Origin of the sequence: Cobetia sp. L2A1 (genome assembly GCF_009796845.1) — a bacterium.
Taxonomy (GTDB): Bacteria; Pseudomonadota; Gammaproteobacteria; order Pseudomonadales; family Halomonadaceae; genus Cobetia.
On sequence record NZ_CP047025.1, the window covers coordinates 2,230,613 to 2,243,487 of the forward strand.

The 12,875-nt window shown below is 59.3% G+C and carries 9 protein-coding genes; 1 reads left to right on the forward strand and 8 read right to left on the reverse strand.

Going from position 1 to position 12,875, the window contains the following annotated elements:
- Positions 1-54: 54 nt before the first annotated feature.
- The 3 genes from GQR90_RS09660 to GQR90_RS09670 all read right to left on the reverse strand — a co-directional run bounded on the left by GQR90_RS09660 (position 55) and on the right by GQR90_RS09670 (position 4,606).
- A complete protein-coding gene (locus tag GQR90_RS09660) occupies positions 55-1,827 on the reverse strand; it encodes an aspartate:alanine exchanger family transporter (protein ID WP_233266194.1) in 1,773 nt (590 codons plus the stop codon).
- Between the two features lie 147 nt (positions 1,828-1,974).
- Positions 1,975-3,357: a glutamate decarboxylase gene (locus tag GQR90_RS09665; protein WP_158773929.1), complete on the reverse strand. Its 1,383-nt coding sequence runs from the start codon at positions 3,355-3,357 to the stop codon at positions 1,975-1,977.
- Between the two features lie 595 nt (positions 3,358-3,952).
- The gene (locus tag GQR90_RS09670; protein WP_158773930.1) at positions 3,953-4,606 is read right to left on the reverse strand and encodes an aminotransferase class I/II-fold pyridoxal phosphate-dependent enzyme; all 654 of its coding nucleotides are present in this window, start codon (positions 4,604-4,606) and stop codon (positions 3,953-3,955) included.
- A gap of 39 nt (positions 4,607-4,645) precedes the next feature.
- Between GQR90_RS09670 and GQR90_RS09675 the strand changes: the two genes are divergently transcribed.
- Positions 4,646-4,810 carry a hypothetical protein gene (locus GQR90_RS09675; protein WP_233266196.1) on the forward strand — a complete coding sequence of 55 codons (165 nt, stop codon included), beginning with the start codon at positions 4,646-4,648 and terminating at the stop codon, positions 4,808-4,810.
- Positions 4,811-4,963: 153 nt separating this feature from the next.
- Here GQR90_RS09675 and cydC read toward each other — a convergent pair whose 3' ends face one another.
- The 5 genes from cydC to GQR90_RS09700 all read right to left on the reverse strand — a co-directional run bounded on the left by cydC (position 4,964) and on the right by GQR90_RS09700 (position 12,578).
- Positions 4,964-6,718: a thiol reductant ABC exporter subunit CydC gene (cydC, locus tag GQR90_RS09680; RefSeq protein ID WP_233266198.1), complete on the reverse strand. Its 1,755-nt coding sequence runs from the start codon at positions 6,716-6,718 to the stop codon at positions 4,964-4,966.
- Entirely contained in the window at positions 6,715-8,520 is a 1,806-nt protein-coding gene (gene cydD / locus GQR90_RS09685) for a thiol reductant ABC exporter subunit CydD (protein WP_233266200.1), read from the reverse strand. The genes cydC and cydD overlap by 4 nt, the downstream gene beginning before the upstream one ends.
- Positions 8,507-9,505: a cytochrome d ubiquinol oxidase subunit II gene (cydB, locus tag GQR90_RS09690; RefSeq protein ID WP_158773931.1), complete on the reverse strand. Its 999-nt coding sequence runs from the start codon at positions 9,503-9,505 to the stop codon at positions 8,507-8,509. Before cydB ends, cydD begins: the two co-directional genes overlap by 14 nt.
- A gap of 4 nt (positions 9,506-9,509) precedes the next feature.
- Complete coding sequence (locus tag GQR90_RS09695; protein ID WP_158773932.1) at positions 9,510-10,916, reverse strand: cytochrome ubiquinol oxidase subunit I; 1,407 nt, start codon at positions 10,914-10,916, stop codon at positions 9,510-9,512.
- Between the two features lie 405 nt (positions 10,917-11,321).
- Complete coding sequence (locus GQR90_RS09700; protein WP_158773933.1) at positions 11,322-12,578, reverse strand: pyridoxal phosphate-dependent aminotransferase; 1,257 nt, start codon at positions 12,576-12,578, stop codon at positions 11,322-11,324.
- Positions 12,579-12,875 lie beyond the last annotated feature (297 nt).

The window sequence follows — 12,875 nt, forward strand, 5'->3', positions numbered from 1 at the left end:
GTCAGAGCTATCGGCGTAAGGGTCATGCGGGCCAGTGGTGCGTACCCGCAACAACTACATCAGAATCATCGAGAAGTAGCCGCCGATCAATGCCAGCACCGTCGTCAGGGCATAGCTCACCGGATACGGCACGGCCGCGACCGAGCTGCCCGATTCTTCAATGATGGCATTCAGGCCCGGTGTACTGTTGCGGCCACCGGTCGTGGCGCCATCCGCGATGATGGAGTTCAGTCCGAAGAATTTGAAGCCGACCCAGAAGGCAATGAATGGCGGAACCAGGGCGCCCAGCAAACCGATGAGAGCCAGCCAGAGAATGGTATCGCCCCCCAGGGCCGAAATGACCTTTGGCCCCACGTTGGCAGACAGTACCGCCACAAAGGCATTCAACCCGAAGTCCTGCAGGAAGCTGCGCGCCCCTTCATGGACAGGCCCACCAAATTCAGGATTGCGGCTGCGGAAGTAACTGACGCCGACACCCGCCAGAATGCACCCGGCCGACGTGCCCAGAGAGAACGGAATGCCCGAGATATTGACCGAGGCAATACCTACCAGATACCCCACCAGCATGGCGAGTGCCAGATACAGCACTTCCGATTTCATGGTGGGGAGAATGGCATGGCCACCGATCTGTTTCGCGACCGCCTTCAGGGCAATATCCGGCCCAGATAACCGCAGCACGTCCCCTACCAACAGGGTACTTGCCGGGCCTATCGGCAGCTCATTGCCTGCCCTGAACAACGCCTGAACTTCGACGCCAGCCGTGCCGTGACGGGCCAGTTCCTCGAATGTCTTGCCAGTGACGGCGCGAGAGCTCACATGAATGTCCGCGACTTCCAGGGTGACATTGCGTGCCAGCAGGCTATCTGACTCTGGCCCTATCAGCTCACCCTCTTCCAGAATCAAGTCATGGACGTTGGCACGCACTGTGACGATGTCATTCATGGCAATGACGGGGTCATTCTTCAAGTCCACGATAGCGTCATCGCGTACGACACGCAGAATGGGGGCCTTGGGGAAATCATTTGCCAATGTCGACACGCTGCGACCAATGAGCTTTTCATGCGTCACCGTGAACGCACGTAGATCAAAGGGCGAGAATCCCAACGTCAGCGCATTGGGTGCGCCCGGCACCGGATGGGTCGCCCCACCACTGAATTCAGCCTCGGCCACGATGGCATCCGCCTTGGCATCACGGCCAAAGATGCGGGGAAGATAGCGGATCAGCAGAATGATACCGACACTGGACAGCACATAGCTGATGGCATACGCCGCTGCCATGTTGGCACCGACCTCTGCAATCGTCATGCCCTCTGGCGGCACATAGGCACCGCTGGCCAAGGCACTCTGCCCCACGCCCAGAATGGCCGTGATCGTATAACTGCCGGAGATGAGCCCTGTTGCATAGCCCGGCGCCAGGCCCACCAGCATCGCCCCGAAATAGCAGATGACCCAGTTCAACACCCAGACAATGAGGCCGATGCCGACAAAGGCGAGGCCACCCTTGCGCAGCCCCGAGAAGAACTGCGGGCCAACCTTCAGTCCCAGGGCATACATGAAGAGCAGCAGCATGAAGGATGACAGTATTCCCGGAATGGAATACGTGATCCCGTAGATGGCTTCAGCCGACATCGAGATGATCACACCAACAAGCAAGGTACCTGCCGTAGAGCCCAGAGAGATGCCTTTGATGCTCACCTTGCCAACCAATGCACCCAGGGCAAGTGCAAGCAATACGAAGGCTATCGGTTGAAGGTGCAATAATTGGAAAAATCCGTGCAAACCTGTTTCTACTACAGGCTCTATCGTATCGAATATCTGGCCTATCACGCGCCTCTCCTCAAGCATCTCGCGAGGCTGGGCCAGCGCTGACCCAGCAGCAAGACAAGGGATTGAACATCAGAAATGAAGAAGAAGGCGAGTCACCCTTATTGATGAACTCGCCTTGCAGTCTTCTTTACATGGCCGTGATCAAATCTAGTTGTGATGGAAGCCGGGCTTGGCACTGGAATTGGGGACGGGGTTCTGTGTCAGATGCTCGATGGCACGCTTTATGTCATCCAGCAATAACCTGGCAAGATCGCGGCTGACGCCGTGACGAATCAGAATGCGTTGCACCACCACTTCCTGACGATGTGAGGGCAATGGATAAGACGCGATCTGCCAGCCACGCATTCTCACGCGCTCTGAAAGATCATAAAGCGTATAGCCGTGATCCCCCTCGGTCAGTTTGTAAGCGACGGCCGGCAAACCACCATGGCCGTCATAGACCATCTCGAAAGGCCCGAGGTGTGCCAATTGCTTGCCTAGCCACTGCGCCGTATCTGAGCACGCTTGCTGAACGGCGGTATACCCATCGCGCCCAAGGCGCAGAAAGTTGTAATACTGCGCGATGATTTCGCCACCAGGACGCGAGAAATTGAGCGCAAAGGTCGGCATGTTGCCACCGAGATAATCCACATTGAAGATCAGCTCTTCCGGCAGATCTTCCTTGGAAGACCAGATGATCCAACCCACCCCTAGCGGCGCCAAGCCGTACTTGTGACCAGAAGCATTGATGGAACGCACACGGTCCAGCTGAAAATCCCAGACGAGATCGCGCTGTATGAAGGGAGCGATGAAGCCGCCAGACGCGGCATCGACATGAATGGGAATGTTAAGCCCCAGATCGCGCTGCATGGCATCCAATTCGTGAGCCAATGCGGCAACGGGCTCATAGACACCAGTGAAGGTGACGCCGAGTGTCGCCACGACACCTATCGTGTTCTCGTCACAGTATTTTCTGAGGTTTTCAGGCTTCAAGCCGAGTGCATCACCTTCCAGCGGCACTTCTCTGATTTCCACATCGAAATAGCGCGCGAATTTCTTCCAGCAGATCTGCACAGGGCCGGTGACGATGTTCGGCTTGCTGGCGTCCTTGCCCTCGGCTTCGCGCTGCTTGCGCCACTTCCACTTGAATGCCAGGCCGCCCAGCATGGCTGCTTCGCTTGAGCCCGTGGTGGAGCACCCTATCGTTTGCCATGATTTTGGCGCATGCCACAGGTCCGCCAGAATATGTACGCAACGATTTTCAAGCTCAGCGGTTTGCGGATACTCATCCTTGTCGATCATGTTCTTGTCGATGGAATCCGTCATCAACTGCTTCACTTCATCATCTATCCAGGTGGTACAGAACGTAGCGAGATTCTGGCGAGCATTACCGTCCAACAAGAGCTCATCACGGATGAGAGAGTACGCTGCGTGGGGCTCAGTCCTATCCTCGGGCATCCGGTACTTGGGAAGCGTTCTCGTGGATGCATCTGTCGCGTAGATGTCCTTGAGACTCGATTGATCATCTGCGTTGATATGATGAATAGGCATTCTTGCACTTCCTCTTGGAATGTACGTGCGTAAACAACAAAAGCAGTTACTGATCCTTTCGCCATCGGTCATTCATCAACACTGATTCATCATCAACACTGATTGATCATCAACCAAGTGACATCGATCACGGAGCATCAACAAGGTCATCCATGACATTGAGAGAGTGACTCGATTCCTTTTTGCCTTCACTGCTGAAACAACAGCCGTCTAGATCACGCTTATTCCCTACTAAAGCAAGAGATGAATCAATGAGTCATCTCTTGCTTTAGTACGACATTCAAAGCCCTTTTCGCCATGTTTTTTCGTAAAAAACAATACCGAAAAATGGCGACGAACATAATCTGATCTCGTGCCGACAAGATTACCATTCAATGGTCACCAACATACCTGTTGGTATAGCGTTCAAAGGAGATATTTCAGATAGCTTGCGCTGAATCAAGGACCGTAGAGGGATATTCTGGAAGGGAGTGCAATGATGATAAGGTAAGTGTATGGCAGCGCGATAAAACATCCGCATCAGCCAACAAAAACGCCCGCAATAGCGGGCATTTGGTATGCAGTAGCGAATTCAGGATACGCCGAAGTGGGCTCGTTATACCACGCCTTTCGCTTTCATCTCGCGCAACACTGCTGACACATAATGCATTTCTTCCGGGGTGCCCAACGACATGCGACACCAGCCATCGGCCGGCGGGAAAACACGCCCGATCAGAACATGACGCTCCTTCATGGCCGTCTGGAATTCCTTGAGGGGCGTGGAAATGCGATGGAAGACGAAATTGGTCTGCCCCGGCAGATACTCCCAGCCCAATTCATCCAGCGCTGCGGTGAAAATGGCCCGTGACTCGTCATTGCTCTGCTTGCTGTGCACCAGAAACTCAGGCGACTGCATCGAGGCGGTAGCCGCCATCACGCCAGGATAGGACAACGTCATGGAGTCGTCTTCGACGAAGTGCGATACCTTCTGCACATTCCTGGCGCCGCCCGATACCAGGCTATTCGCGGAACGGAAGGCGGGATCATTGACGAATTCGGCATAGGCCTCATCGATGATGAATAGCGTATCGGCGCGACTGTTATTGACCCACGCATACAACGCATCGCTGGAGATGATGGTCGAGGTCGGATTGTTGGGGTTGACCAGATAGACGATGGACGGCCCGGCGTGATCTGCCACGGCCTGCTGCATATCGGAAATCTTGAAAGACCAGTCCTCACGTGAAGATGGCACCTTGTTGATCGCCATGGCGTCAGCCCGGCGCAGATCGCTTTGGCATGGCTAAAGATGCAGGACATCGTGACCTTCCCGTCCTCGACCAAGCTGAAGAACATCCAGAGCAACTTCGAGGCCTTCTCGCTGACACTGACCGGCGAAGATATAACCAAGATTGCCGAGCTGGACCGAAGTGAGCGCATCGCAAGCCCTGACTTCGCGCCCGACTGGGATTGATCACCTGACGTTGATGGCGGAAGACAGGATGCCAGGCGCATTCCGTCACGCCAGCTGCATGACCCGATAGCATGATACCCAAAGGCCTCCCGGACACCATGCCCGGGAGGCCTTTTCCGTTTGTGCCTGACGTCATTGAATAGTGATTGCCGCTCAGCGATCCAACCACCACACCTGGGTCACGCCTTCGGCCCCCGGACGCGGCGCAGCCAGGTCATGCTCATGCAGAAGATAGATCACCGTGCGCCCCGCCAGCCAGTCAGCCAACCCCCGCGCGACGCGTTGCGCCGTCGTGGCATCCAGCCCGGAAAATGGCTCATCCAGCAGCACGAGGCCCGGATCAGTCAGTGCCAGGCGCGCCAGACTGATACGCCGGGCCTGACCGCCGGAGACTTGGCGCCCCCCCTCCCCGACACGCGTTGCCAGCCCTTGCGGCAAGCCTGTCACCCAATCCGCGAGATCCACCGCTGCCAGTACCCGCCATAGCGCGGCATCATCTGCCTCTGCCGCGCCAAGGCGCAGGTTGTCCGCGAGACTCGCATCGAACAGATCGACTTGCTGGGTGAGACACCCGACGCCATAGGCAATTACCGATGGGGCAAACTGCTGAACCTCCTGTCCATTGAGCAACACACGGCCGTGCTGCTGTTCATGAGGCCCGCTCTGTCGTTGACGTGATTCAAGGCTTGTCTGGCCAGTCAGCAATGCCGCCAGTGTCGACTTGCCTGAACCGGAGGCACCGCAGATCGCGACCTGTTCGCCGGCTTCGATCGCCAGGGAGATATCCGAGAGGGCATCGAACAAGGCATCTGGGTAGCGAAAATTGACCGTCTCGAGCGTGACCGCAATCGGCCCCGGTGACAGATGAGCCTGCCCCCGCGACGCACCCGCAGCATGCTCGATGTCATTGAGACGCTCTGCCGCTCCCAGCGTCGCACCGGCCTGAGTGAAGGCGGCCGGCAAGCCTGCCAGCCCTTCTCCCAAAGCCATCGCTGCCAGGGGCAGCATCACCATCGTGGCCGGGGTGAGCTGTCCATCGCGCAAGGCCAGGATGCCCACTGCCAGCAACAGCAGCCAGGCAAGCCCGATCACCAGCACGGCCAGCGCGTTGCCGACGGCACTGATGATGGCCAATCGCCATTGATCTGCCAGCAGACGCGCCTCCACGGTCTCCAGCTGCTCACGCACATGACCCAGTGCCGTGTATGCCTCAAGCTCGGCATGCCCGCGCAGTGCCTCCATCAGACTGGAGCGCAAGTCCTCAAGCGTGGTCACGCGCCGACGACTGGCCACCAATCCCCAGCGCGCCTGCCCAAGCGTCAGCCATGCCCAGCCGGTCAGCAGCAACAATGCCAGCCAGAGCGTCGCCCCGGGCAGCCAGACCCATGTGACGACGAGCAGCGCCACGATCAACGACAACGCCATCACGGGCGGCGCCGCCAGACGCAGGTAGAGCGCATCGAGCGTGTCGATATCCGCGGTCAGACGATTGAGCCAATCGCTGGAACGTCGCGACGCCAGGCGTGCGGGGTCCATGCTGACCAGCGAGGCAAAGGCACTGCCACGCAGACTGGCCAGCAGGCGCAGGATGGTGTCGTGGTTGTAGAGGCGCTCCAGATAGCGCGCGACGGTGCGCGACACCGCAAACAGACGAATCGCGCTGCCCGGCGTATAGACATCCAGCACGGCGACGGCTCCCGCCGCGAGTGCCGCGCCCGTCAAGGCCGATGCGGTGATGAACCAGCCCGACACAGCCAGCAGACCCAACGCCGATAGCGCCGTCAGCGCCATCAGCACTACGCCCAGCAGCAATCGACGGCGGTAGCGCTCATGCACCCGCCACCAGGGGGCCAGCACGGCGAATGCCTCACGGGTCGAGGGTGAAGCCGAGGACATGCGCGGGTTCATGATGCCTCCTCCCCGGAGGAATGATGGCCATCACTGGCGACCACGACACCGGCTTTCGTCAGGCGCAGCTGGCGCGTCGCCATGGCCATCAGGGCGGGATGGTGAGTGGCGATGACCAAGGTGCGGCCCTGCGCGACCAATGCCTGGAAACCGGCGATCAGACGTTGCTCTGTCTCGGCATCCAGACTCGCGGTCGGCTCATCCAGCAACACCAGCGGTGCATCGCTCAAGAAGACCCGCGCCAGTGCCAGACGCTGGGCCTGGCCGCCGGACAGCCCGCGCCCGCCTTCGCCCAACGGGCTGTCGATGCCCTGCGGCAAGGCGGCCAGCACCTCGGCAAGGCCGGCGCGCGTCAGCGCCTGCGCGATATCGCCATCACTGGCCTCGGGGGCGGTGATGCGCAGGTTATCGGCCAGGCTGCCCTGCATCAGCAGCGGGCGTTGATCCATCCAGGCAATGCGCATCGCGTCCCGGCGCAGGCACCGGCCCGCATCCGGCGCCACGAACCCGGCCATCAGCTGTAACAGCGATGACTTGCCCGCCCCGGAAGGCCCCTGGATGACCAGCACCTCATGGGCGCTCAGCGTGAGGTCCAACGGCCCGAGCACCCTGCCCCGCCCGGGATGCCCCAGCGTGACAGCCTCAAGTTGTAACAGCACATCGCCTTGTCGCGCTGATTCATCAAGCCCCGCGAGAGACGACAGGCGCGCCGCGTCAACCGGTGTCTCCAGCAGCTCCAGCAGAGAGTCCGCAGCGGCCAACGCCGACGCGCGATCATGATAATGCTGCGACAGCGTACGCAGCGGCTGGAAGAACTCCGGTGCCAGCAGCAGGATCAGCAGTCCGCTGAACAATGTCAGCGACTGGGCGGGCCCGAAGGGTATGTCACCCAACAGGCCGAAGCCGATGTAGATCGCGACCACCGCGATCGATACCGACGAGAAGAACTCCAGCACCGCCGAAGACAGAAAGGCGAGTCGCAACGTACGCAGACTGCGGCGGCGATAATCATCCGCCACCAGAGTGACTTCATGCGTGGCCTGCTCCCCCAGACCGAACAGCCGTAGCGTGGTGATGCCGCGTACGCGATCGACGAAATGACGCGACAGGCGCGAGACCGCCAGAAACTGCTCGCGATTGAGTGACTCGGCGCCCATGCCGACCAGTGCCATGAACAGCGGGATCAATGGTGCCGTCAATGCCAGCAGAATCGCCGCCAGCCAGTCCTGACTGACCACGATGGCCAGAATCACCAGCGGGCTGATCAGTACCAGCCGAAGCTGCACGTAGAAGCGCGCGAAATAACCTTCCAGCGCCTCGACCTGTTCGACCCAGCGCTGCGCCACATCGGCACTATGAAACTGCGCCGCCCGCACCGGGCCCAATGCCTGCAGGTGATCCAGCACATCACGCCGCACCCGCTGACGCAGACGCTGGCTGGCCTTCTGTGCACAGAGCTCCTGCGCGGCACCCAGCATGGCGCGCACCGCCAGCAGCGCGATCAGCCCCGCAAACGGCCACCACAGGCGAGCCAACGCCTCAGGCTGCTCGATCACCTGGGTGATCAGCCAGGCCAGCAGGACCAGTTGCGCGACCGTCGCCAGGCCAGCCAAGGCGCCGCACAGTGCCGCCATACCCAACAGGCGACGCTCGCGCGTCGCCTGTTGGGTAAGCCACTTGCCAGCCGCTCTGCGTCTGGCCTTGTCGCTGCTGTCCTTGTCACTGCCCTTCTCACCCTCAGGGGCAGTGACATGGTGCGGGGCACCGCAAGATGCCCCGTCCGTCATGTCAGTGATAGCCAACGGCCTGCACCTTTCCGCGGAAGACCCAGTAACTCCAGGCGGTGTAGCCCAGCACGATGGGAATCACGAACAACACGCCCAGCAGCAGGAACAGCTGCGAGCCCGGGTCTGATGCCGCGTCCCAGATGGTGATATCCGGCGGCACCAGATACGGCCATTTGCTGAAGATCAGGCCCAGATAGGTGAACAGGAACATCCCCAGGGTGGCGACGAAGGGCTGGCCTTCCAGGCGCTTGCGCAGTGCCCGCCAGATCAGTGCGGCACAGCCCAGTGCCAATGCCGGGAAGATCCAGAACATGCCGATATGGTCGAACCAGCGCTCACGCACATACTCGTCCACGAAGGGGGTATAGACGCTGATGATGCCAAAACCGACCAGCACGCCGATCAACAGCTTGGGCGCGATGGCGTATGCCCAGTCCTGCACGGCGCCCTCACTCTTCATGATGGTCCAGGTCGCGCCCAGCAACGCATACCCTGCGACCAGCGCCAGCCCGGTAATGACGGTGAAGGGGGAAAGCCAATCGAAAGGCCCGCCGACATAGACATGCCCTTCCACCGCGAAGCCCTGGATATAGGCACCGACCACCACCCCCTGGCAGAAGGTCGCCACGAAGGAGCCACCACTGAAGGCGATGTTCCACCAATGACGATTGCGTGAGGACTTGAAGCGGAATTCAAAGGCGATTCCGCGGAAGATCAGCCCCGCCAGCATCAGGAAGACTCCCAGATACAGCGCCGGCAGCAGAATGGAATACACCGCCGGAAACGCGGCCAGCAAGCCGGCACCGCCCAGGACCAGCCAGGTCTCGTTGCCATCCCAGATGGGGGCGACCGAGTTCATCATCACATCGCGGGCATGCTCATCGGGAGCAAAGGGATAGAGGATGCCGACCCCGAGATCGAAGCCATCCATCAGAATGTACATCATGACGCCGAAGCCGATGATCAGCGCCCAGATCATGGTCAGATTGATCAGTTCCATGTGCTCAACTCCTTACCGTGCGGCTGGCATCACCATCAAGACGCTCGTGTGCGGCAGACAACGGGCGCATCGGGGTTTCCACTTCATCGTGTGGCAGCTCAGGCAGCATGCCGCCTCGGATCACGCGGGTCAGGTAGTAGCTGCCGACCAGGAACACCACCAGATAGACTAGGAAGTAACCGATCAGCGTGGTCAGCACCATCCATCCGGTGAGTGACGGTGTGACGGCCTCGGCCTGGGTCATCATTCCGTAGACCAGCCACGGTGCACGTCCTGACTCGGTGACGAACCAGCCTGCCAGCACCGCAAAGAACGGTGCGATCGACATCAGTCGCAGAGTCTGCAGGAAGGGGCGCGAACGATAGAGCTTGCCCCCGCGACGCATGAACAGCCCCGTGACCACCACCGCGATCATCAGCAGCCCCATCGCGACCATCACGCGGAACGACCAGAACACGAACCACACTGGCGGCTGTTCTTCCGGTGGTACCTCCTTGAGGCCGGGGACTACCCCGTCGATATCATGGGTGAGAATCAGGCTGGCCAGCTTGGGAATGCCGATCTCGATCAGATTCTCCTGGGCGTCCTTGTCCGGCCAGGCGAACAGCAACAGCGGCGCACCGGACTGTGTCTCCCAGTTGCCCTCCATCGCCGCCACCTTGGTCGGCTGGTGCTCCAGCGTGTTGATGCCATGCATGTCACCGACGAAGGCCTGAGTCGGTGCCAGCACCAGCAACAGCCACATGCACATCGACAGTGCTCGCTTGTTGGCTTCCACATCACGCCCGATCAGTAGATACCAGGCACTCACCCCGGCCACCACGAAGCCACCGGTCAGGAATGAGGCTATCGCCATGTGCGTGAAGCGATACGGGAAGGAGGCATTGAAGATGGCCGCCGCCCAATCCGTCACGAAAAAGTGGCCATCGATAAAGTCCACGCCTGCCGGGGTCTGCATCCAGCTGTTGGTCGCCAGAATCCAGAAAGACGAGATGAACGTGCCCAGCGACACCATCAAGGCAGCGAACAGGTGGACACCCTCTGGCACCTTGCCCCTCCCGAACAGCAATACGCCAAGGAAGCCAGCCTCCAGGAAGAAGGCGGTCACCACTTCATAACTGAGCATAGGCCCGATGAAGTTGGAGGTGGCATAGCTGAAGTTGCTCCAGTTGGTGCCGAACTGGAACGCCATCACGATGCCGGACACCACGCCCATGCCGAACACCACGGCAAAGACCTTTACCCAGAAGGCAGCAAGCCGATCCCATGCGGCATTGCCTGTCTTGTAATACAGACCATGCAGCAGAGCGACATAGGATGCCAACCCGATGGTGAACACCGGGAATACGGCATGAAATGACACGACAAATCCGAACTGTATGCGTGACAGGATCACCGGATCCAGTTCCATGGGCGACTCCTCAAGACTGCAGGTTTCTGGGTGGCAAACGACGTATCCCGGCCAGAGGATGGCCATTGCGCAATGACATCACGGTCAGGGGCGTGACGCTCTCACTAGCATTAGCAAAAAATCATTTTATTTTCAGCCTTTTCCACGTGAGACATGGTACTTGGCATTCATCATAGAACGCTTGGCACACGCTGTCTGATGACAGATTGCCGCATGGACCGTGACATCCTGTCTTCACTCCTGATGGCAAAAAGCGCTTCAAGGGCTGGTAGGCACAACGCAGAACGCCCGCGTATGCGGGCGTTCTTGGGTCCAACGGACATGGCCTGAATCAGAATGACTGGCAAGCGTGACAGTTAGGTGTGGCGAGCATTGCGGGTCACGACACGATCAGTCAAGCGCTGGTCATACCACGCCTTTCGCTTTCATCTCGCGCAACACTGCTGACACATAATGCATTTCTTCCGGGGTGCCCAACGACATGCGACACCAGCCATCGGCCGGCGGGAAGGCACGCCCGATCAGAACATGACGCTCCTTCATGGCCGTCTGGAATTCCTTGAGGGGCGTGGAAATGCGATGGAAGACGAAATTGGTCTGCCCCGGCAGATACTCCCAGCCCAATTCATCCAGCGCTGCGGTGAAAATGGCCCGTGACTCGTCATTGCTCTGCTTGCTGTGCACCAGAAACTCAGGCGACTGCATCGAGGCGGTAGCCGCCATCACGCCAGGATAGGACAACGTCATGGAGTCGTCTTCGACGAAGTGCGATACCTTCTCCAGACGCTCGGCATCACCTACGGCATAGCCCACTCGCAGGCCGGCCATGGCATGAATCTTGGAGAAGGTCTTGAGCACCAGCACATTCCTGGCGCCGCCCGATACCAGGCTATCCGCGGAGCGGAAGGCGGGATCATTGACGAATTCTGCATAGGCCTCATCGATGATGAATAGCGTATCGGCGCGACTGTTGTTGACCCACGCATACAACGCATCGCTGGAGATGATGGTCGAGGTCGGGTTGTTGGGGTTGACCAGATAGACGATGGACGGCCCGGCGTGATCTGCCACGGCCTGCTGCATATCGGAAATCTTGAAAGACCAGTCCTCACGTGAAGATGGCACCTTGTTGATCGCCAGATCGTAGAACCCGGCGTAGAGCGCACCATCACCGTAGGTCAGTTCCGGGATGACCAGCTGAGTGTCCGGTGTCGCGTGGGCCAGCACACTGGCACGAATCGCATCGGAGGAACCCGGCGTGAACAGCACGCTCTCGGGGGTGACCTTGTGGTGCGTCGCGACCAGTAACTGCAACTTGCCCATGTGGGCGAACGGGTACCGATTGGAATGCGCGATGGAGGCAGTCGCGGCACGCTGAGCGGCAGGTGCCATGCCCAACGCATTCTCATTGTAATTCAGCCGCACTGGAGCCTGTGCCGAAGGGGCCAATACTGCCGTTGATGAAGGCGCTTCCTTTGCGAAAGCGTTCGGAATACCCGGCAAGAACTGGCCCAGTGCAGCTCCTGCAATCGCCGCCCCACTCATGCCCAGAAAACCACGACGAGAGCGTGACGCTGGCGCGCGGCCTGTTGCGCTTGCCGCTTTTCCTTGTGCTCCGACTATCCCTTGTTCAGCCACATCTTGCTCTACGACATCTGTCATCGTGCGTCCTTACTGAGTGCTGCCCTTCACGCCTTGCATCGAAAGCCTCGTTGAGGCGCCCTCCTGATGAGACGACTCTGGTGAGCCACAGTGAGAGGTGCTCCGATGACATGAGCACAGAGGCAAGGCAATGAATGCAGGCTGTTATTTTTGTTAACTCTAATTAAGCACATCCAAACTATAAGACTTTCGTCATCACCACAACTCACCGCACCGCTCGCTCTGCGTAACGCGGCAACGCGATTTACGCAACGCCCTCACACCCTCCTCAGATAAAGACCTGAAGACGCACGCCCA